General features: G+C 61.0%; 16 protein-coding genes and 1 pseudogene. 10 read left to right on the forward strand and 7 right to left on the reverse strand.

Features of this window, described 5'->3' with window-relative positions; all coding sequences use genetic code 11:
* From GGD57_RS05675 to GGD57_RS05685, 3 genes and pseudogenes are all read left to right on the forward strand, one after another.
* On the forward strand, window positions 1-987 hold the full coding sequence (locus GGD57_RS05675) for a carbohydrate ABC transporter permease (protein WP_184467698.1): 987 nt from the start codon (window positions 1-3) through the stop codon (window positions 985-987).
* Window positions 988-1,000: 13 nt separating this feature from the next.
* Entirely contained in the window at window positions 1,001-2,047 is a 1,047-nt protein-coding gene (locus GGD57_RS05680) for a carbohydrate ABC transporter permease (RefSeq protein ID WP_184468024.1), read from the forward strand.
* Window positions 2,048-2,555: 508 nt separating this feature from the next.
* Window positions 2,556-3,512 (forward strand): annotated as a pseudogene (locus GGD57_RS05685) (methyl-accepting chemotaxis protein); the annotation flags it as partial.
* 174 nt (window positions 3,513-3,686) lie between these two features.
* On the opposite strand, the gene GGD57_RS05690 reads toward GGD57_RS05685, so the two are convergent.
* Complete coding sequence (locus GGD57_RS05690) at window positions 3,687-4,838, reverse strand: ROK family transcriptional regulator (RefSeq protein ID WP_184467700.1); 1,152 nt, start codon at window positions 4,836-4,838, stop codon at window positions 3,687-3,689.
* 226 nt (window positions 4,839-5,064) lie between these two features.
* Here GGD57_RS05690 and GGD57_RS05695 point away from each other — a divergent pair, with 226 nt between their 5' ends.
* Window positions 5,065-6,096 (forward strand): helix-turn-helix transcriptional regulator, encoded by a 1,032-nt coding sequence (locus GGD57_RS05695; protein WP_184467702.1) that lies wholly within the window; start codon window positions 5,065-5,067, stop codon window positions 6,094-6,096.
* Between the two features lie 15 nt (window positions 6,097-6,111).
* On the opposite strand, the gene GGD57_RS05700 is transcribed toward GGD57_RS05695, so the two are convergent.
* Complete coding sequence (locus GGD57_RS05700) at window positions 6,112-7,152, reverse strand: substrate-binding domain-containing protein (RefSeq protein WP_184467704.1); 1,041 nt, start codon at window positions 7,150-7,152, stop codon at window positions 6,112-6,114.
* Window positions 7,153-7,329: 177 nt separating this feature from the next.
* Window positions 7,330-7,962, reverse strand: a complete 633-nt coding sequence (locus GGD57_RS05705) for a TetR/AcrR family transcriptional regulator (RefSeq protein WP_184467706.1) — start codon at window positions 7,960-7,962, stop codon at window positions 7,330-7,332.
* 112 nt (window positions 7,963-8,074) lie between these two features.
* Between GGD57_RS05705 and GGD57_RS05710 the strand changes: the two genes are divergently transcribed.
* From GGD57_RS05710 to GGD57_RS05730, 5 genes are all read left to right on the forward strand, one after another.
* Window positions 8,075-9,148 carry an efflux RND transporter periplasmic adaptor subunit gene (locus GGD57_RS05710; RefSeq protein WP_184467708.1) on the forward strand — a complete coding sequence of 358 codons (1,074 nt, stop codon included), beginning with the start codon at window positions 8,075-8,077 and terminating at the stop codon, window positions 9,146-9,148.
* Window positions 9,145-10,227, forward strand: a complete 1,083-nt coding sequence (locus GGD57_RS05715) for an efflux RND transporter periplasmic adaptor subunit (RefSeq protein ID WP_184467710.1) — start codon at window positions 9,145-9,147, stop codon at window positions 10,225-10,227. Before GGD57_RS05710 ends, GGD57_RS05715 begins: the two co-directional genes overlap by 4 nt.
* Window positions 10,224-13,295: an efflux RND transporter permease subunit gene (locus tag GGD57_RS05720; protein ID WP_184467712.1), complete on the forward strand. Its 3,072-nt coding sequence runs from the start codon at window positions 10,224-10,226 to the stop codon at window positions 13,293-13,295. Before GGD57_RS05715 ends, GGD57_RS05720 begins: the two co-directional genes overlap by 4 nt.
* A gap of 162 nt (window positions 13,296-13,457) precedes the next feature.
* Entirely contained in the window at window positions 13,458-14,609 is a 1,152-nt protein-coding gene (locus GGD57_RS05725; protein ID WP_184467713.1) for an alpha/beta hydrolase, read from the forward strand.
* 140 nt (window positions 14,610-14,749) lie between these two features.
* The gene (locus GGD57_RS05730; RefSeq protein ID WP_184467715.1) at window positions 14,750-16,201 is read left to right on the forward strand and encodes an NCS1 family nucleobase:cation symporter-1; all 1,452 of its coding nucleotides are present in this window, start codon (window positions 14,750-14,752) and stop codon (window positions 16,199-16,201) included.
* A 71-nt stretch (window positions 16,202-16,272) separates the two neighbouring features.
* Here GGD57_RS05730 and GGD57_RS05735 read toward each other — a convergent pair whose 3' ends face one another.
* Entirely contained in the window at window positions 16,273-18,153 is a 1,881-nt protein-coding gene (locus GGD57_RS05735) for a HAMP domain-containing methyl-accepting chemotaxis protein (protein ID WP_184467717.1), read from the reverse strand.
* A 406-nt stretch (window positions 18,154-18,559) separates the two neighbouring features.
* Between GGD57_RS05735 and GGD57_RS05740 the strand changes: the two genes are divergently transcribed.
* A complete protein-coding gene (locus tag GGD57_RS05740) occupies window positions 18,560-19,603 on the forward strand; it encodes a magnesium and cobalt transport protein CorA (RefSeq protein ID WP_184467719.1) in 1,044 nt (347 codons plus the stop codon).
* 14 nt (window positions 19,604-19,617) lie between these two features.
* Here the strand turns inward: GGD57_RS05740 and GGD57_RS05745 are convergent, their stop codons facing one another.
* The 3 genes from GGD57_RS05745 to GGD57_RS05755 form a co-directional block, all read right to left on the reverse strand.
* Window positions 19,618-20,391, reverse strand: coding sequence for a phosphotransferase (locus GGD57_RS05745; RefSeq protein WP_184467721.1), 774 nt, complete (start codon window positions 20,389-20,391; stop codon window positions 19,618-19,620).
* A gap of 10 nt (window positions 20,392-20,401) precedes the next feature.
* Window positions 20,402-21,283 (reverse strand): MBL fold metallo-hydrolase, encoded by an 882-nt coding sequence (locus tag GGD57_RS05750; protein WP_184467723.1) that lies wholly within the window; start codon window positions 21,281-21,283, stop codon window positions 20,402-20,404.
* A gap of 70 nt (window positions 21,284-21,353) precedes the next feature.
* Window positions 21,354-21,716, reverse strand: a complete 363-nt coding sequence (locus GGD57_RS05755; protein ID WP_184467725.1) for a hypothetical protein — start codon at window positions 21,714-21,716, stop codon at window positions 21,354-21,356.
* Window positions 21,717-21,850 lie beyond the last annotated feature (134 nt).

Genomic DNA, 21,850 nt, shown 5'->3' on the forward strand with positions numbered 1-21,850 from the left:
ATGGCGGCTGGTGCATTGCTCTCCCAGGTGGGCGAAACGGCGATGAGGGTGGTCGAGGCTCCGATGAATGCGTTCGAGCGCATCTTCGGCCGCAAGCGCATGCCCTGGCTGTTCCTGGCGCCGAACCTCGTTCTGTTCGCCATCTTCACGTTCCTTCCGATCGCGATCGCGGTCGGTTACGCCTTCACCGGCGGCACCAATCTTTTCGTCTCGGAGCGGCCCTTCGTCGGTTTCGCCAATTTTCGCGCCCTGCTTTCCTGCGGCAATTACCTGCAGCCGGGAACCTGCCAGGAATCGCTATTCTGGACGGCGGTGTGGAACACGCTCTGGTTCGTGGCATTGAACGTCACCGCCACATTGCTGGTGGCGTTGATCACGGCTCTGATCCTCAACCGGGCGATCTTCGCGCGCGGCTTCTTCCGGGCTATGTTCTTCTATCCCGTTCTCCTGTCGCCCGTCGTCATCGGTCTGATCTGGAAATGGTTCCTCGACCGCAACGGACTCTTGAACGCCTTCTTTCAGATGATTGGCGTGCCCCCCGAGATCTTCCTGCTAGATGTCGGCTGGTCGCGCTTCTTCGTCGTCGTGGTGTCGGTCTGGTTCCACATGGGCTTTTACACCCTCATCCTGCTCGCCGGCCTCCAGGCGATCCCGAAGGAGCTCTATGAGGCAGCCTCTATCGACGCCGCTTCGCCGCGCCGCACCCTCTTCAGGATCACGCTGCCTCTCCTTGCGCCGAACCTGCTCGTTGTCTTCATCCTTCTGATGATCAAGTCCGTGCAGATCTTCGATGAGGCGTGGGTTCTGACGAATGGCGGCGGCCCGGGCACAGCCAACAGCTTCATCGTCCAATATATCTACCAGATGGCATTCAGCAGCGATCTCCGTCTCTTCGGACTTGCTTCGGCCGCATCGGTTCTCATGGGGCTGGTGCTTCTGGTTCTCACCCTCATACAGCTGCGCCTCGGCAAGCGAATGGAGTCCTGAGATGAACAGCTCTATGAATCCGATCCGCTTCATGACGCGCACGCGCCGGACCGGACGCATCGACATCACCGATATCTTGTCATGGGTCTGGCTGATCGGCGGAACGCTGGCGGTGCTCGTTCCGGTCGTCTGGGCAGGCCTTTCCTCGCTGAAGCCGGCGGCCGAAATCACCCGCTTTCCGCCGACGCTGCTGCCGCGCGCTGCCGTGGAGCAGACCGTGCCGGGCTTCGACAAACCGCTCAGCCTGTGGCAGGTCACCATCGACGATCAGCAGCGCGAAATGGCTATGATCAGGCGCATCGGCCTCAAGGCCCAGATGGTCGATCCGGCAAATCCGGGGCAGCCGGTCAGCGTCGACGTCAAGGGGATCACGCCGGTGCAGCACCTGACCGTCGCCACGGAGAATTACACCGATCCGTTGACGCGCTTCAACTTCCTGACCTTCCTGAAAAATTCGGTGTTCGTTACCGTGGTTGCGACGCTTCTGACCCTTGTTGTCAATGCCATGGCGGCCTTTGCGCTGTCGAAATATAAATTTCGCGGCGATACGACGGTTTTCGTCATCATCATTTCGACCTTGATGATCCCGCTCGCCGTCGTCATGGTCCCAGCCTATCTCGTCATCGTCGGGGTCGGGCTTGCCGACAACCTCTGGGGCGTCATCCTGCCGACGATCGCCTCTCCGACGGCCGTCTTCCTGCTGCGGCAATATATGCTGACCATACCCGACGAACTGATCGAGGCGGCGCGCGTCGATGCGGCGAGCGAATTCTGCATCTTCTGGCGTATCATCCTGCCGCTGACGGCACCGGCGCTCGCGGTGCTGGCAATCTTCTCGGTGCTCTGGCGCTGGAACGACTTCCTCTGGCCGCTGATCGTTCTCAACAGCCGCGAGAATTTCACGCTGCAGGTCGGCCTGAACGCCTTCCAGGGAGAGTTCTCGGTGCAGTGGCACTACATTCTGGCGATGACCTTCCTCAGCCTGCTGCCCGTCACCGTCGTCTTCCTGTTCCTGCAGAAGTACATCACCACGGGCATTGCCGGAACCGGCATGAAGTAAACGAGGCCGGCGCGTAATTCCGAGGCGCGGAGGCCTCCTCCCAAGCGTCCAAGAACCGCATTCCACGTCTCACGCGCCGATGAAGCGCGCTGTATCGAACTCGGTTCGTGCGGCGCGCTTCAGGTTTTTGTCTCTGTTCGGCTTGGCGCCAACCTGCTTATTTCTTATGCAGATCCGCAGGCTCGCAGTCACGGCTATACGAACTGTGCATATGTATCCAAATAACGCAGAATGATGAGCCTTGCCGGGTCAGGCCGCGGTAGCGTTTACACCATCTTAATTTCCACGTGCAATTTCTTGCATGAACAGAAATAGAAATAATACCGGCCATGAAGGCTGAAAATAATTCAGTATTTTTTTAGAAAACCATAAATATATCTCTCGGCCGCAGGGCAATAACCGCCCTTGAATTATTTATTCCGAGGAATTTCATTCGGGTGTAATTCGAATTGGCCGGTTTGGTTTGATTTGCCGGATAGGCATTACCGCCTGCCTGTTTTGACGCGCCGATTTCGAAAGCCTGCGAGCCGATTTCAACGCCGCCGTCGCGCAGCTCCAGCAGGCCCTGCGTGCGGTTGCCCAATAGACCGGTCAGATCGACAGCGGCACGCGCGAGATCAGCATCAGCGCCCAGGATCTTGCCAAGCGTACCGAGCAGCAAGCCTCCTCGCTCGAGGAGACCGCAGCCGCCATCGACCAGATCACCGCGAATGTTTCGAACTCCTCGAAACGTGCGGACGAGGCCCGCACTGTCGCGGTGCAGGCCAATGCCAGCGCCGTTCAGTCGGGTAAGGTGGTTGCCGATGCGGTCCACGCCATGCAGAAGATCGAGCAGTCCTCCAACCAGGTTTCGAACATCATTGGGGTGATCGACGAGATCGCCTTCCAGACTAACCTATTGGCGCTCAATGCCGGTGTGGAAGCCGCGCGTGCCGGCGATGCCGGCAAGGGTTTTGCGGTCGTCGCACAGGAAGTGCGTGAGCTTGCCCAGCGTTCGGCACAGGCCGCCAAGGAAATCAAGGATCTTATCCGCAATTCCTCGGTGGAAGTGGAGAGCGGTGTGCGGCTCGTCAGCGAAACCGGCCAGGCGCTGAAGACCATCGAGGACTATATTGTCACGGTCAACCAGCACATGGACGCGATCGCCACATCCGCGAAGGAGCAATCCCTGGGACTTTCGGAGGTCAACACCGCCGTCAACCAGATGGACCAGGTCACGCAGCAGAATGCGGCGATGGTCGAGGAAAGCAATGCAGCGAGCGCAACGCTTGCCGGCGAGGCAGGCCGCCTTCGTGATCTCATCGCCGGCTTCCAGCTCGGCGATGGCGGCTCATCCCAGGCCGCGGCACTCCGCAGGACCGTCACGGCCATGGCGGCGCCGGTGCGCAGCCCCAGCCCCGGGGCCGGCCGGCCCGTCGCGCGCGGCAATACGGCCCTGAAGCAGGAAGAATGGACCGAATTCTGATATAACCGGGACAATGCGGCGGGGCGGCTCGGCCTTCCCGCCTCGCAGAAGAGTGGTTCAGGCCTGGTCGCTTGAGCCGCTCGATTCTCTCAGCGGTCCTTCGGCTTGTCGGCCGGACGATCGACATCCATTCATGAAGCGGCGCAGAGGTTTTGTGACTGCGAATTCATTGTGTCACAAAACGGTTTCGAAGAGCGGGACCAAGGCCGCGCCGATGGCGCCGGGGGCATCGACGACCTCAGCCACCGCAAGGCTGGGAACGTCGCGCAGGACCCCGTGCCGAGGCAGATTGTTGAATTCGGTCCGGTCTATAAGCATTCTTGCCAGCGAATGCGGAAACCCGCCGCCAAGCACGATCAGGGCCGGGTCGAAGACCGCACAGATCGCGTTGATGGCTCGATTATGTGCCGGCGCGACGCGGTCGACCCATTCCGCAACGCCGTCCCAATCCACCAAAGCCTCGTTTTTCAAGTCCGCCAGCGTCAGGTCGGAGCGACCCTTGGCATGAAGATGTTGAAGCAGCAGGCTGAGTGCAGGGCGATCGTCGTATTCCTGGCGATCGAAAAGAACGGAATATTCGCCGGCATTGCCGAAACTGCCACGAAACGGCATGCCGCCGGAAACGAGGCCGCCGCCATAGCCATGAAGATGGGCAATATAGGCGAAATCCGCGACATTGCGGCCGACGCCGAAAATCGCTTCCGCCAAAGCGGCGGTTCTGGCCACATTGTCTGCCCAGACAGGCAGGCCGAGCTGCGCTCCAAGCACGGGCGCCAGGTCGATCAACGACCAATGAGCAAGCGGCAGAGGGCAGTTGAAGGCTGTGTCCAGCATGCGGTGGCCGGCGACCGCCAGACCCACGCCGAGGATATCGCGCCGCTTGGCATCCCGGCGGGCAAGAAGCTCTTCGACCGCCGCTTCGATCCGCGCCATCTCCGCGGCGAGCGACGATCCGGCCTGCGGAATTTCCATATTTTCCAACGGTTCTCCAAAACCCATCAGGCAGAGACCGATCGAGCCGACATTCACGGAGATGCCGAGCGTCAAACACCAATCCCTGCAAAGGCTGAGCTCGGGACTGGGCGGTCCGGGGCGTCGGGTTTCCGACGGGGAAAAGACGATCATTCCCCGATCGTGAAGCCGCCCGACGATCCTGTGCAGCGATTGCTGGGTAAGATCGAGCGGTTCGGTCAGGTCGGAGCGTTCGATCCCCGGAGACTTCCAGATCAGCCGCAAAAGGTCCCGCTCATTGCGGGAGGCAACGCGCGCAGGTTGCGTATCCCGCAAGAATTGCGTCGCAACATGATTGAGAGGGACGTACTTCATTTTCAGATCGTTTTGATTTACACTGCAGGTGTGAAACCTGCCGAGGGAAATGCTTTGCTTCTGTCAAACCGAGGGTCAGTCCCCAATTTGTAAGTCCTGCTTACCGCATCGAAGTCGGCCAAGCCAGCCAAGGTGACGGTATTTCCTGGAGACGAAGGGACTATATCCGAGAAGATGGAGAGCACGGTGGATCGGCGGGCGTGAAAAAGGAGAAGAACCGAGCTGCATGGTATGGTTGAGATCTCAGAAACCGGCTTATCCGCGCGAACGTGACTACGGCTTCTTGCCGACTCATGAAGGCGGTGACTTCGAGTCGATGGTACAAGCCTTTACGACTGGCTATGGGGTCTTTGGCGCGAAGCCGCTGCACAATGAGCGAAGCTTCGCCTGGGCAACGGATTTGAGGGCAAGCGGAACGCTGACGGCGGTTCATTCGGTTTTTCAGAACTCCTGGGAGATTCGAACGCTCGATGAAACCCCGCAACACCTTGCTTTCTATATCCCGCACACCGGGTCTTTTCGCCTGACGGTCGGGAAGCGGACGGTCGAAGGGGCGCCAGGTCGTATTCTCATGGCCAATAACCACCAAGCCGGCGATCGGGTCGTTCAAGGCGATCAGCACTGTTCGGACGTTCTTTTCCTGGATTGGAAGGTCGTCAGGCGAACGCTCTTTTCGCTCCTGGAAACGCCGACCCTCGATTCGATCGACTTGGAACCCGTCGTGGACCTTGCAACGCCGTCAGGCCGGCTTATCGGCAACCTCGCGCAAACCATCGTGCAGGGCATGCGCAACGGCGGCCCGCTTCTATCTTCGCCGCTGGCTGTATCGACGATGAGCGAAACGCTCGCCGATCTCGTGATTCGATTTGGCCATCATCGTCTCTCCGGCCATTTCGAAAAGAAGAAAGTATCGGCGGTTGCACCGTGGCACGTCCGGCGCGCCATCGACTATATGCACGCCAATATCGCCGAGCCTTTCACCATGTCGATGGTTGCTGATCAAGTCGGGATTTCACTACGCGCGCTGCAAACGGGCTTCAAAGCCTTCCGGGGAACGTCGCCAGGCGCCTATCTGCGCACGATCAGACTGAAAGCCGTTCACGACCAATTGCGGGATCCCTTCAACCAGCAAACCCTTCGCGACATCTGCATCACGTGGGGCTTCTTTCATCCGGGCAGGTTTTCTGCGATCTATCGCAGTGCTTTCGGAGAAAGCCCGCGCGACACCCGCCTGCGGGCGGAGAGTTCGCCGCGCTGAGCGCGGCGCGATCTTTCAGAGGCGGGGTGGCGCGATGCTGCCGCGCAAGACGAGATGGCACCCGAGTTCCAGGCGATGGGCGGGCCGCTGCGGGTCGTTGGCGATCAATCTCTGTTCGATGAGCGCCAAGGCCGCGGCACCGAGCTTGTCGGTGGGAACGCTGACCGTTGAAAGCGGCGGGCGGCTGAATTCGCCGGGGACGATATCGTCGAAGCCCAGCACCGATATTGCTTCGGGCACGCGTATGCCGCGATCGGCCAAGGCCTTCAGGCAGCCGAGCGCCAGATTGTCGGCGGCGCAGAAGACGGCGGTGGCGCCTTTCATCTTGGAATCGCGATCGAGCAGCGCATTGATGGCAGCCTCGCCGTGCCTCGGCTCATATCCTTCGGCCTCTAGAATCATATCGTTGGGCATCGGAAGCTGGGCGGCGAAATAGGCATCGGAAAAGCCGTCATATCGGCGCTGGATCGTTGTGCGGCCTTTCCAGGTCAGATGCAGGATGCGGCGATGCCCGAGCGCCAGCAGATGCTCGATGCCGAGCCGGGCGCCGAAGCGGTTTTCGGGTGTCACCGTATCGACCAGCATCGCCGGATCCTCGCCGTTGACGATGACAACCGGCATATCAGGGGAGGCGAGGCTGCGGATCAGTTCCGGCTGATCGTCATTCAGGACGACGATGCCGTCGGCACGCTCCATGAGTGCGATCTGCCTGACCTGGGCACCATCGATGCGCCGGCCGGTGCTGACGAAGGGCACGATTCGGATCCCGCGGCGCTCGCATTCTTTCCTGAGGCCGTTGAGGATCGTCCAGCTCACCAGGTTGAGGTCGCTTTCCGGCGCGGCATCGTCTGGAATGGCGAGAAGCAGGACGCGCAGCGCCGCAATCGTCGCCTTCTTCCGCCGGCGATCCAGGTAACCCAGGCGTTTGGCCGAATCCAGCACCCTTTCGCGCACTTCGACCGTCAGCGGCGCGGTACCGTTCAGCGCGTGCGAGGCCGTGCTCAGCGATACGTCCGCGTCGCGCGCGACATCCTTGAGATTGACTTTGCGTTCCACTTTATTCCGTCGCGAATTGAGGTCGTGCTTACGAAGCACAAGCTAACTCGATGTTTTCACACAAAGACTCCAAAAAAGCTAGTTGCGCTGGAGTCTATTTTTCCTCTTTCGGCGAAAACCGGCTGCAGGGCTGAGCAGCAAACGAACGATGAATACGAACGTCGGTGCCATTGGCGATTAGGGAGACTTGGCGAGCAGGCCGTTAAACAACAGGTCGAAATAGGTCCGCAGGAAGGCCTCCTTGTTGGGAGTGGGCACGCGGCGGTCGTCGAATATCAGCCGCAGCACCGTCGTCGTCAGGATGGGCGCGACCACGATGTCGGAGAATTCCACCGGAATTTCGCGGAATTCTCCCGACGCCACGCCTTCCAGGAGGAGGGCGTCGAGCTTGGCGATCACAGGTGCGATGAACTGATCGTGGTGGCGGTCGATCAGGTCGGGGAACCTGTGCCCCTCCGCAATGACGAGCCGCGTCAGCTCGCGGGTCGTGCGATCCTCGGCGATCTGTTCGTAAAGCAGGGCGAGAATGGCCTTCAGCCTGTCGGTCGTGGTGCCGCTGAGCCCGTCGGTTATTGCGAGCAATTCCTGAAATGGCACGGAGAAGTGATTGATCATCGCTTCGAAAAGCTTTTCCTTCGTCTCGAAGTAAACGTAGACGGTGCCTTTGGTGACGCCGACCCTGTCGGCGATATCTTCGACTCGCGTGCCGGCGAAACCGCATCTGACGAATTCCTCGAAGGCGGCATCGAGGATCTGCATGGGCCGCAGCGCCTTCTGTTCCGCGCGTGTGAGCTTTTTCTCAACTGCCATTTTTCCTCGGCTCTCTTTGTCGCACCGCCCTCATTCCCCGCGGCACAAAGTTTCATTGACTAATGCGTCAGTCAATTATATATGAGCTGCCGTTGAGAGCAAGAGGTCAACTATGAGAACCATTCTGGTCGCCACAGCGATCGTATGTGCCGCCGGTCTCGCATCCTGCAGCGATGGGGGCGGGCCGACCAAGCCTGCCGCGCGGCAGGTCGGCGTCGTCGTCGCCAAATCTGAGCCGCTGGTTCAGGGCGGCGCAATTACGGGAGAAGTCCGGGCGCGCGTCCAGACCGATCTGTCCTTTCGCGTCAGCGGCAAGATCATCGAGCGGCTGGTCGACGTCGGGCAATCGGTGAAGGCCGGGCAGGTCCTGGCACGTATCGATCCGGAAGAGCAGAAGGCCGACCTGGATGTTGCGGCGGCCAATCTTCAGTCCGCTGAGGCGCAGCAGACCCAGGCGCAGCTCGCATTCGACCGCCAGCAGAGCCTGTTTCGAACGCAGGTAACGACGCGCGCCGCGCTCGACCAGGCGCAAGAGGCGCTTCTGACCGCGCAGGCATCGACGAAGTCGGCGCAGGCGCTGCTGGAGACCGCGCAGGACACTCTGACCTATACGGAGCTGAAGGCCGACGCCGACGGCATGATCACCGCCCGCAATGCCGAGGTTGGGCAAGTGGCGCAGGCCGCCCAGGTTGTCTTCACCCTTGCCCATGACGGCGGCCGGGACGCCGTCTTCGAAGTGGTCGAAAGCGCATTCCTGCGCCCGATCGACGGCGACGGAACGGTGAACCTTCTGTCGGACCCGACGCAGAAGATCACGGCGAAGGTTCGCGAGATTTCACCGACGATCGATTCCTCCACCGGCACCGTCAGGGTGAAGGTCGCGCTGTCGAGCGACGCCCCCATTCCGCTCGGCGCTCCCGTCGTAGGGAAATTCAATTACGCTGCGCAGGACGTCATTCAACTGCCTTGGTCGGCCATGACCTCCAAGGACGGCAAGCCGGCGGTCTGGATCATCGATCCCGCATCCTCTGCGGTTTCGGTGAAGGCGATCGACGTCGCCGGCTACGAAACCGGCAGCTTCATCGTCAAGTCGGGCGTGTCGGCAGGAGAGGTCGTGGTGACCGAGGGGACCCAATTCCTGAGGCCGGCTGAAATCGTGTCTTATGTCAAGGAAGCTTCCAAGTGAGTATTCGTCCCAAGATAATCGCACTGATGATGGGTGCGGCCCTGATCTCCTGCACGAAGCAGGAGGAAAGCAAGGATGAAGCGCCTCGTCCCGTGCTGTCGACGACGGTCAAGCAGACAGCGGCTTCGAGCCTCGGCCTGACTGGAACGATCGAGCCGACGATCGAGACCGACCTCGGCTTCCGGATCCTCGGGCGGATGATCGCCCGTAACGTCAATGTCGGTGACATCGTCAAAAAGGGTGACGTTGTGGCCGCCATCGATCCGCTGGCGCTGGAACTTGCTGTGCGCAATGCCCAGTCCGACGTGGAAAACAGCGATGCCCAGCTCAGGAATGCGGTGACCACGGAGCAACGCCAGCGCGCGCTGGTGGAATCGCGTTCCGGCACCGAAGCCTCGCTCGAAGAGGCAGAACAGGCAAGGCGGACGGCCGCAGCCGCGGTCGCCAAGGCGCAGGCCAATCTCGACAAGGCCAGGGAGCAGCTCGGTTACGCCCAGCTTCAGCCGGAATTCGATGGCGTCGTGACGGCGACCTCCGCCGAGGTCGGCCAGGTCGTCTCGGCCGGCCAGACGGTCGTCACGATCGCGCGGCCGGACAAGCGCGACGCGGTGGTCGACGTGCCCCAGGCCGCCGCCCAGAAACTGAAGATCGGTGCGCCCTTCGAAGTGACGCTGCAGCTCGAACCTTCGATCCGCACGACAGGCGTCGTGCGCGAGATTGCGCCGGAGGCAGAAACCGCGACCCGCACGAGCAGGACGAAGATCGCGCTCTCGGATCCGCCTGAAGCCTTCAGGCTCGGCGCAGTGATCACCGCCTCTGCCACAATTGCCGCGGATCCCGAGATCTTGCTGCCTTCCTCGGCAATCCTTGCCGGCAGCGAAGGCCCGAGCGTCTGGATCGTCGACGTACCGGCCAAGAAGGTAACGCTCCGCCGCGTGAAGATCGACGGCGACGTCGTCGACGGCGGCACTGTCCGCATCACCGAAGGGCTTGCTCCCGGAGAAAAGGTGGTCGTGGCAGGCGTGCATAAACTTGAAGATGGCCAGGCCATCAGGATCGACCAGGAGATCAGCCAGTGAAGTCCTTCAATCTTTCCGACTGGGCGCTCGAACACCGTTCGCTCGTCTGGTACTTTATGATCGTCTTCATTCTCGCCGGCGCCTTCTCTTATCTGAACCTCGGCCGTGAGGAAGATCCGAACTTCACGATCAAGACGATGGTGATCACCGCGCAATGGCCCGGCGCCTCCGCCGACGAGGTGACGCGGCAGGTGACCGACAGGATCGAGAAGAAGCTCCAGGAACTGGAATCGCTCGATTACACCAAAAGCGAGACAGTTGCCGGCCAGACCACCGTCTTCGTCGAGCTGCTGCCGACGACGAAGGCTAAGGACGTTGCGCCGACCTGGCTGCGCATCCGCAACATGATCGCCGACATCAAAGGCGATTTCCCGAGCGGTGTCGTCGGTCCCTTCTTCAATGATCGCTTCGGCGATGTATTCGGCAATATCTACGCCTTTACCAGTGACGGGCTGACCCAGCGGCAGCTTCGCGACCTCGTGGAAAACGCCCGCTCCGAGGTGCTGACCGTGCCCAATGTCGGCAAGGTCGATGTCATCGGCGCTCAGGACGAGGCGATCTATCTCGAATTCTCCACGCGTCAGATCGCAGCCCTCGGGATCGACCAGCAGTCGGTCATCCAGACCCTGCAGGCGCAGAATGCCGTCACGCAATCCGGCTTCGTCGATGCCGGGCCGGAACGCATCGCCTTGCGGGTCAGCGGACAGTTCACCTCCGAGGAAAGCCTGCGGTCGATCAACCTCAGAATCAACAACCGTTTCTTCCCGCTGACCGACGTCGCCACGATCACGCGCGGCTATGTGGATCCAGCGTCTTCGCTGTTCCGGTTTAACGGCGAGCCGGCGATCGGGCTTGCCATCGGCATGAAGCAGGGCGCCAATCTGCTCGAATTCGGCGAGGCGCTCGACGCGCAGATGAAGCACGTCGTTGCCGATCTGCCGATCGGCGTGGATGTCCACCGTGTTTCCGATCAGCCGGCCGTCGTCGACGAAGCGGTTTCGGGCTTTACCCGCGCGCTCTTCGAAGCGATCGTCATCGTCCTGGTCATCAGCTTCATCAGCCTCGGTGCCCGCGCCGGCATGGTGGTGGCGATTTCCATTCCGCTCGTGCTCGCCATCACCTTCGTGGTGATGGAATATTCCGGCATTTCGCTTCAGCGTATCTCGCTCGGCGCGCTCATCATCGCGCTGGGCCTGCTCGTCGACGATGCCATGATCGCCGTTGAGATGATGGTGGCCCGTCTGGAAGCCGGCGACGACCTGAGGAAAGCCGCTACCCACGTCTATACATCGACGGCTTTCCCGATGTTGACCGGGACGCTTGTCACCGTCGCGGGCTTCATCCCTGTCGGCCTCAACAGCAGCGCCGCCGGCGAATTCACCTTTACGCTTTTCGTGGTCATCGCGGTTTCGCTGGTTGTTTCCTGGATCGTCGCCGTGTTGTTCACGCCGCTTCTTGGCGTCACCATCCTGCCGAAGACCATGAAGTCGCACCACGAGAAGAAGGGACGCTTCGCCTCCGTCTTCTCCTGGCTTTTAAAGCTCGCGATGCGCTGGCGCTGGATCACCATCGTGCTGACGGTCGGCGTCTTCGCCCTTTCGGTCGGCGGCATGGGGCTGGTGCAGCAGCAATTCTTCCCGAACTCGGACAGAACCGAACTCGTCATCGACTGGAACCTGCCCCACAACAGCTCGATCGCCGAGACCAACAGGCAGATGGCCAAGTTCGAAAAGGAGATGCTGGCCGATAACAAGGATATCGATCACTGGACGACCTATGTCGGCGCGGGCGCGCCGCGCTTCATCCTGTCCTTCGACGTGCAGACGCCTGATGTCACCTTCGGACAGACCATCATCGTCACCAAAGGCCTCGACGTGCGTGACAAGGTGCGGGCGGAGCTGCAGGATTATCTGACGAAAACCTTCCCGGGCACCGACGCCTTCGTGAAACTTCTCGATATCGGCCCGCCGGTGGGCAAGCCGGTCCAGTACCGGATCAGCGGCCCCGATATTCAAAAGGTCCGCGACATCTCCCAGCAATTTGCAGGCGTCGTCGGCACACATCCGCTGCTGTCGAACATGGTCCTGGACTGGAATGAGCCCTCCCGCGTGGTGAAGGTCGATGTCCTGCAGGACAAGGCGCGCCAGCTCGGCGTCTCCTCCGAGGACATCGCCACCGCCCTCAACGGCATCGTCGAAGGCTCGACGGCGACACAGATCCGCGACGATATCTACCTGGTCAACGTGATCGGCCGGGCGAGCAAATACGAGCGCGATTCCGTCCAGACGCTGCAGAATCTGCAGCTCTCCACCTCGAACGGCAAGGTTGTGCCTCTCTCGGCGGTCGCGAATTTCCGCTATGAGCTGGAGCAGCCGACGATCTGGCGGCGTGACCGTCAACCGACAATCACGCTCAAGGCGGCCGTTGTCGGGCCGACGCAGCCCGCGACGATCGTCGAACAGCTGAAGCCGAAGGTGGAGGAGTTCCAGAAGGCCCTTCCTGTGGGATACAAGGTGGAAATCGGCGGTGCGGTCGAGTCCAGCGCCGAAGCCCAGGGGCCGATCGCCGCCGTGGCTCCGCTGATGCTGTTTACGATGGCGACGATCCTGATGATCCAGCTGCAGAGCTTCAGCCGCCTGTTCCTGGTCTTTGCGGTGGCGCCGACGGCTCTGATCGGCGTGGTCGCGGCACTCCTGCTCAGCAATGCGCCGATGGGCTTCGTCGCGATCCTCGGGGTGCTGGCGCTGATCGGTATCCTCATCCGCAACTCCGTTATCTTGGTTGTGCAGATCGAGCATCTGCGCGCCGAAGGGATGGCGCCATGGCAGGCGGTCATCGAGGCGACCGAACACCGCATGCGGCCGATCATGCTGACGGCGGCGGCCGCCACGCTCGCGCTGATCCCGATCTCGCGCGAGATCTTCTGGGGGCCGATGGCTTACGCCATGATGGGCGGCATCGTCATCGGCACCGCACTCACCCTGCTGTTCCTGCCGGCACTCTATGTCGCGTGGTTCAGGATCCCCAGGGATGAAAATGTTCGGACCGAAGCCTCGGCGGAGGCATGAGGACCAGGCTTCGCCGTCGATCGCCTGCGGCCGCCGCGGCGGAGATGGGTGGGACGGCCCAGGCGATGCCGTCCCGCGCCGGCGTGGGAACGGCATGGCTTGATGACGCGGACAGAACCACAGGCAAGAGAGCGTCTGGGCTTGAGGGAGAACGGATCGATAATGCAGCGACATTTCCGATGCCTGCCAAGGGCAATGCCGGCGATCATCGTCACCATCGGCCTGGCGATGCTTGCCGGCTGCGCCACGCGGCCATCGCCTGAGGTCTTGACGCCTGTTCATCTGAGCGAGCCGGCCTCTTCCCAAACGGCTCCCGACAAGGTGAGCGTGCTCGTCGCGACCAACAGAACCCCCGATAGCGTGCGGGGCGGCTTCGGCAGCACATCGGCCGAGAAACTGACCTATGAGCAATACGCGTTCTCGGTTCCTCCCGGCAGGAAGGATACCGTGATCACCTATCCCAAGGCGAAGCCGGATCCGGAACGGCAATTTGCCGTCATCGAGCGCAAGCAGTTGCCTGGGGATGCTTTCGTGCAGCAGGCGCTCGCCTCTGTGCAGCCCGACGGCACCATCGGCATCTTCGTCCATGGCTACAACTACAGTTACCAGGAGGCGCTTTACCGCACCGCCCAGATCGCCGCCGATGCGAAGCTACCGGGCGCTCCGATCCTGTTTTCCTGGCCTTCGGCTGCATCCGTCGCCGGATATGTCGCCGACCGCGACGCCGCGCTTTCCTCGCGCAGCGAACTCGATTCCCTCGTCACATCGCTCTCGGCATCGGCCAAGGTGAAGCGCATCATCCTGTTCGGGCACAGCATGGGCGGGTTCCTTGTCATGGAAACGGTGCGAGAGCTCAAGCTGCAGCATCGCGACGCCGTCATCGGTAAGCTGGCGGTGGTGCTCGCCGCCCCCGACATCGACGTCGATGTCTTCCGCTCGCAGCTTAGGGATATCGGTCCGATGCCGATGCCGATCTCCCTTCTGGTTTCAAAGGACGACCGGGCGCTCGTGGCATCGAGCTTCATAGCGGGCGAGCGGCCGCGCGTCGGGCGCCTCGATATCGACGATCCCGTCATCGAGGAGGCCGCTCTGAAAGCGAGGCTTCGGGTCATCGACATCACATCGATCAAGACCTCCGACGGATTGGGCCATGACCGCTACGCGTCACTCGCCAAGTTCGGGGCGCAGCTTGCCTCCTTCGAAAGCGGCAGACGCTCGACCGCCGGCGATGTCGGCGCCTTCGTCTTCGATGCCGCCGGCGCCGCAGTCGCGAGCCCGTTTCGCCTGGCCGGACGGGTCGTCGGCGCCCAATAGCTGCGAGCACGCTCAGGCGCATCTGTACAGGCGGCCGCCAACATTGTGTACAATGTGACTATTAAATTGTCAGATGCCTAAATGAAGCGCAGACTTCTGTCCGGGGTCGAGTCGGCCTCAGGGGATATGGGAGGGCATTCATGAGCATTCGAAATCCGTCTCCCTCGTTATACAACGAGGATCTTGCACCTGCCGAGGAGCGCAAATGGGGTGCATTCAGTATCTTTAACGTCTGGACATCGGACGTTCACAGCCTGTGGGGCTACTATCTGGCGGCGAGCCTGTTCCTGCTGTGCGGCAGCTTCGTGAACTTCGTCATCGCCATCGGCATCGGCTCCCTGGTCATCTTCCTGCTGATGAGCCTTGTCGGCAATGCGGGTGTGCGCACGGGTGTGCCCTTTCCGGTTCTGGCGCGCGCTTCCTTCGGCACGTTCGGCGCCAACGTCCCGGCACTGGTGCGGGCGGTGGTCGCCTGCTTCTGGTACGGCGCGCAGACCGCCGCCGCATCCGGCGCCATCGTCGCCTTGCTGATCCGCAACGACAGCCTGCTCGCCTTCCACCAGAACAGCCATATGCTCGGTCATTCGACCCTCGAACTCATCTGCTACGTCATCGTCTGGGCGCTGCAGCTGCTGATCATTCAGCGGGGGATGGAAACGGTTCGCCGCTTCCAGGATTGGGCCGGGCCGGCCGTCTGGATCATGATGCTGATCCTGGCCGTCTATCTGGTCGTCAAGTCGGGCACCTTCTCCTTCGGTTCAGAGATCCCGCGCGACGTGCTGATCGAGAAGACCAAGGACGCCGGCGTACCGGGTGAGCCCGGCTCGTTTGCCGCACTTGCCGCGGTGGCCGCCACCTGGATCACCTATTTCGCAGCGCTCTACCTGAACTTCTGCGATTTCTCGCGTTATGCAACGAGCGAAAAGGCGCTGCGCAAAGGCAACCTCTGGGGTCTGCCGATCAACCTCCTGGCGTTCTGCCTTGTTGCGGGTGTCACGACCACGGCCGCCTTCACCGTATACGGCGAAGTCCTGCTGCATCCGGAAATGATATCGGCGAAATTCGACAGCTGGTTCCTGGCGCTGCTTGCGGCGCTGACATTCGCGATTGCAACGCTCGGCATCAACGTCGTGGCGAATTTCGTTTCGCCAGCCTTCGACTTCGCCAATGTCTTCCCGCGCCAGATCAACTTCAAACGCGGCGGATACATCGCCGCCTTGATCGCTCTCGTGCTTTATCCGTTTGCCCCCTGGGAAACGGGTGCGGCGCATTTCGTCAACTTCATCGGGTCGACGATGGGGCCGATCTTCGGCATCATGATGGTGGACTACTACCTCATCCGGAAGAGCCAGTTGAACGTCGAGGCGCTCTATCACGAGAATGGCGAGTTCCGCTTCCAGAACGGCTGGCACGGCAATGCCTTTATCGCCTTTGTGGTCGGCGCGCTATTCTCTTCGATCCTGCCGACCTTCACCAGCATCCTGCCGGATTGGTGGGGGACCTATGGCTGGTTCTTCGGCGTCGGGATTGGCGGGGCGATCTATTTCGTGCTGAGAATGGGCGCGCGTCGCAATCCGGCCTTCGCGTCGTGACCGAATGAATGAAAAGCGCCCGGCAAATAGCCGGGCGCTTTTTCATGATCGGTTGCCCTCAGCCGTCTGTTTCAGCGGCGTGCGGCAACTGCGTGCATGGCTGGACGCGGCGCGGGTTGCGCCATCGTTCTCGCCGTCGAGCGAAGGGCGGACGACTGGCTGGCCGCATCGTCAAGCCTGAATTGGGCGATCAGTTCGCGAAGTGTCTGGGCTTGCTGAGCGAGTGAATCGGATGCGGCGGTCGACTGTTGCACCATGGTCGCGTTCTGTTGCGTGGTCTGGTCCATCCGGTTGACCGCGACATTGACTTCGCTGAGGCCTATGGACTGCTCTTTCGCAGAGGTGGCGATCGAATCCATATGGTGATTGATCTGGGTGATGAAGCCGCCGATGGTCTTCAGGGCCTGACCGGTATCGCGCACCAGCTTGACGCCGCTTTCCACCTCCTTGGAGGAATTCTGAATCAAGCCCTTGATTTCCTTGGCCGCACTTGCCGAGCGCTGGGCAAGTTCGCGCACTTCCTGGGCGACGACCGCAAAACCCTTGCCCGCTTCGCCCGCTCTTGCCGCTTCGACACCGGCATTCAGTGCGAGAAGGTTGGTCTGGAAGGCGATTTCGTCGATGACGCTGATGATGTTGGAAATCTGCTGCGACGAGGTCTCGATGCGCTCCATCGCCTCTTCGGCGTGGGAAACGACTTCTGCAGAGACCCCGGCGCTGCGATTTGCCTCGGTGGCCACCGCGCGGGTCTCCTCGGTTCGCTTGCTGGAGTTCGATACGTTCGCCGTGATCTCTTCCAGTGCCGCCGCCGTCTCTTCCAGCGAAGCTGCCTGTTGCTCCGTGCGCTTGGAAAGATCGCTCGCTCCCGAGGAGATTTCCCGTGTGCCTTCGTCGATCGTGCCGATGCTTTCGGAAATCGCTCTCAGCGTTGCACCGAGCTGGGTGACGGACTGATTGAAGTCATGGCGCAGCGCCTCGAAATCGGGGGCGAAGGCCTCGTTGAGCTGGAAGGCCAGGTCGCCTGCGGCGAGCCGCTTCAAACCGGCGGCAAGACCCGAGGTGGCGATGCGCAACCGCTCCGATGCAGCGGCTTCCGCCTGCCTTTGCGCGTCGAGGCGATCGGCCTCCGCCCGGCCGCGATTTTCCTCGGCTTCCAGTGCCATCTGCTTGTTCGTAATGGCGGCCTGGCGGAAAATCTCCACCGCGCCGGCCATCGATCCGATTTCGTCGGCGCGGTCGGCAAATGGGATCTCTGAACCGGTGTCTCCCTCGGCCAGCCGGCGCATCGAGGCGGTGATGCCGGTAATCGGATTGGCAATGGCCGTCAGCACGAAAGCGACAGCGCCGAGAACGAGCAATCCGGCGACGCCGATCGTTGCAAGCAGATAGAATTCTATGGAGTCGAAAGTCTCCGCGCTGAGGTCGGCAGCCTTCTTGCTGCCGCTGACGTTCAATTCGACTAGGGCCGCCGTAGCTTCCTTGAGCTTGTCGGAATAAGAGCGCATCTCTCCGCCCAGATATTGGCCGGCTTCCTCGGTTTTGTTGGCGCGCGAAAGGACGAGGAGCTGCGAGCTGCTGGAGATGTAGCCTTCAACGCTTTCCTTGATCGTCTTGATCAAGTCGCGCTCCCGATCGGACGAGGCCAGGGGAAGATAGGCGTCCGCCGATTTGCGAATGGCATCCTCGGCGACCTTGATGGCGTCCTCGCGTGTTTTCTTTTCCGCCTCCGACTGCGCGATGATGTGATCGCGGTAAGTGAGGCGCAAATTCGTCATGTTGAGATTGATTGCCTGCGAGGCCTGCACGCTCGGTAGCCAGTCGGTGGCGATTTCCTCGGTCGAGCCGTTCGTCTTGCGAAGACCGTCGACCGCGAGGTAGGCGACAACGCCGAAAAGAATGGCTATGACACTGAAAATCAACAGCAAACTGGATTTGATGTTTGGGCGACGCATTGAAAGTCCTCAATAGAACCTCCGGCTTCAGGCCGGACTGATAAGGCATTTTCTAACAAAAAAAATTTAACGATTTGCTCAATGGGTAAAATGCCGTTTACCACCTTCGCGCAGAAGCGAGGTCGTTTTTGCGCAAGGCATATCCCGATAACGCAGGAAATGTATCGATCTCTTCGATCCTCATTCGCTCCTTGGAGGATATCCACGCATGGCTATCCGTAGCGGATAAGTAAGGCGTACAAAGCATTTCGGTCGCCCGTTCCGCGCTTTTGCCGGGCGGGGCGAGCCTCCTCAGTCCTCTCGTCGAGGCAGATGCATGTTTTACGAAATAGCATTATGATCGACGCAAGGCGTAGCCGGCGTTAGTGGCGGATCTGTCCGCGCGGGAGTGGGAGGACGGCAGGATTTGGAACAGCTGAAGGATCTGGACAGTGTTTCCCCGCGGGCCGGCAGCGGCTCTGCATCGCTGCCGCATGAGCGGCGGGGCGTGGTGGCTGCCGCCGTGTATCAGCATGGGCAACGCATCCGCGACATCAGGATAGAGGAAGCCGGCGAATGGCGCAGCCGGGAGAATGCCATCGTCTGGATCGGTCTGCACGAGCCGGACGAGGTGCTGCTGCACCAGGTTCAGGCCGAGTTCAATCTGCATCCGCTGGCGATCGAGGATGCGGCGCAGCCTCATCAGCGCCCGAAGCTGGAGATTTATGGCGAGGCGATGTTCATCGTTGCCCGCACCGCCCATATGAAGGACGGCGAAATCGTCTTCGGCGAAACGCATTTGTTCGTCGGCCGCGGGTATGTCGTGTCCGTTCGCCACGGGGACTCATCCTCTTACCTGGCGGTTCGGCAACGATGCGAAGCGACTCCGACGGCGCTCGCTCACGGCGAAAATTATATTCTCTATTCCATCCTCGATTTCATCGTCGACAACTACATGCCTGTCATCGAAGTCGTGCAGGAGGAGGTCGAGAAGCTCGAGGATCTCGTGTTGCGCGAACAACTGGGAAAGTCCGATATCGAGCGGCTTTACCTGTTGCGGCGCAAGCTGCTGCGGCTGCGCAATGCCGTGGTGCCGCTCGTCGACGTCTGCCGGCGATATGAACACATCGATCTTCCCGGCATGGATCCGACGCTCCAGTCGCTGTTTCGCGATGTGACCGATCACGTGCGCCGGGTGCAGGAAGATATCGACGCCCTGCGCGAAGTCCTCGCTTTCGCCTTCGAGGCGAGCGTAATGATCGGCCAGACGGAACAGACGGAGATTGCCCGCAAGCTTGCCGCCTGGGCGGCAATCCTCGCCGTTCCCACCGCGATCGCCGGCATTTACGGGATGAACTTCAGCGACATGCCCGAACTGAAAACCCAGTATGGCTATTTCGTCGTGCTTGGTGTCATCGCCGTCCTGTGTCTGGGGCTGTTCGGCTTCTTCCGCCGGAGGAAATGGCTCTAGTTTTTGCAGGCGGTTCAGGAGAGCGCTTTCAGCAGCCGGTCCCGATATTTCTGCACATAGGCGATATCGCTCAGATACAGCTGGGCGTCTCCTGCCGCCACGTCCTCCACGAAGGTCTCGTCTCCCGCAGAGGCCCTTGCCTGCATGAAATCGACGAGAGCCTGCAGCCGCCTGCAGATCATCTCCGGGAGCTGGCGCCGTTCCTCTGCCGTTGTCCCATAGGCCGCGCAGAAGATTTCCGCTCGCCGCAGCTGTTCGTCGAGGCCCGATATCACGCCGGGATTGGAGGGACCGGACAATGGCGCCCAGCGATAGACCGCATAGGCCAGATCCCATAAGCGCGGGGCGGGATGGGCCGTGTCGAAATCGATGATCCCGACAGCCTGATGACCTACTGTGGCAAGGTTGTAAGGCGCATAATCTCCGTGACAGACGATCTGGCGTGGTTCCTGCGGCGGCAGCATCCAGCTCTGGGCCTCGTGATCCCTCTCCAGAAACCCCTCGGATGCCGAGTGAAAATCACGCAGAAGCCTGGCCGCCGAATGCAGCATGCGCTCCGATCCGACAAATGGGTCACCCAAATCTTCGCAGACACGCCCGGCGACGTAGCTGACGATCTCCCGGTTTTCTCCGGTGATGTCGATCGGCTGCGGCGCGCCCGCAAAGCCTCGGCTCCTCAGATGGCGCAAAAACCGATATACCGTCGGCGTCCACGCGCCTGATGGTCTGATGACGGTGTCGCCGTCGCGCCAGATCTGTCCGGCTCGCCCGCCCTCCAACTGTTTCACCCGTGGTCTCCTACGCGGATTTCAGTTTTTCGATATGCGCCTGAACCGTAGCGCCGAGATTGGTTTCATGGCAGCTTCGGTAAAAAGTCGCCGTGTCCGAAGGCATCCCCACGGGGATGGCGACGAAGTCTTCGAGCCGGAAACCCTCTATATCTCCGAGTTGCGGGTCGGCCAGCCGACTCTCGCTCAACGTGGCGACACGATCGGTCAGGGCTTCGAAATAGGCGAGATTCCCGTCCACTGCCGAAGGGGAAGATGTTCTGCCGTGCGCAGGGATGACCAGCCTCGCATCGAGGTCACGGATCCGGGTGAGCGAGGAGCGGATCAGGCGAAGATCCCCGGCACTCCTGCTCCAGACTTCGGGAATGGGCGACTCCACCGCATCGACGGCGAGGCAAATGCGGAGCTCCGGAATCCAGACGGCGATATGATCGGGCGTGTGTCCCGGCGTATGAATGAGTTCGAGCGTCAGATCGCCGCCGTTGAGAACCATCGAGCCGGAGAAGGTGATATCCGGGCCGATGAGTTCGACATTGCGAAACCGCGGCTCCTGGCTCGCCTTGTCCGTCAGGACCTGCTGCGTCGAGGCATCGCGCAGGCGGTCGAGTGCGGCGGCATGCGCGATAATGGGAGCACGCCCTGCAATAGCTGCATTTCCCCAGAAGTGATCCCAATCCATATGCGAATTGACGACGATCAGCGGACGGGCCTCGGCTCTTTCCTCAAGCAGATCGAGCGCCATCCGGCATAATTCGGGGGTGCCGAGCGTATCGATCAGGACGTTGAATCTCTCGGTCCGGACAAACACGGCATCCACTTCGTCTCCCGCCCGGACGATGACGATGCGCTCGTCGAGCCCGGGATAGGAGCACAATTCTACCGCTGGGTTCATGTCCGGTTGCCTCCATTGCACTCGCAGCGACTTCATCCACTACATCAAGTTTCGTTCGGATACCTGCCTTTTAAGGGCTGCCCGATTTCTGCTTTACCGGCACGAACACATCCCACCGCTTCATCACCGTATTCGGTACGGCGGCCGGGCAGATCACCATCACGCTGGGCTTCGAGCGGCCGAGGCTCTTCGGCGTCCATTCTGCCTGGAGCGGGACAGCGCATCGGGGGACGAACACTTTCGCATTGGGCTCCTGAGCGTCCCATTGCGGCTGCCCCTTGGCGTTCTCCTGCGCGATGAAGCGCCTGGCCTCCTCGCGGATTTCGAACAGGCCATGTTTATCCGGTGTCGAGCGGTCGGTCTCGATGCTCCAGGAGGCGAGGCACGGTATGCAAGCCGTGAGGGCGGTGATGAAAACTATTGATCGAAGCATTGATGGGCTTTCAACCGCTCGATAATTTCTGGGTTGGAAACAGTCAGAGGGTCTTTTAACGCATGGCGGCAATATCTCTATCGGCAAATGTGAGGCCTTCCTTCTCTCGTTGAGCGGGGTCGACCTGTCTGATG

The organism is Rhizobium esperanzae (assembly GCF_014197615.1).
Taxonomy (GTDB): domain Bacteria; phylum Pseudomonadota; class Alphaproteobacteria; order Rhizobiales; family Rhizobiaceae; genus Rhizobium; species Rhizobium esperanzae_A.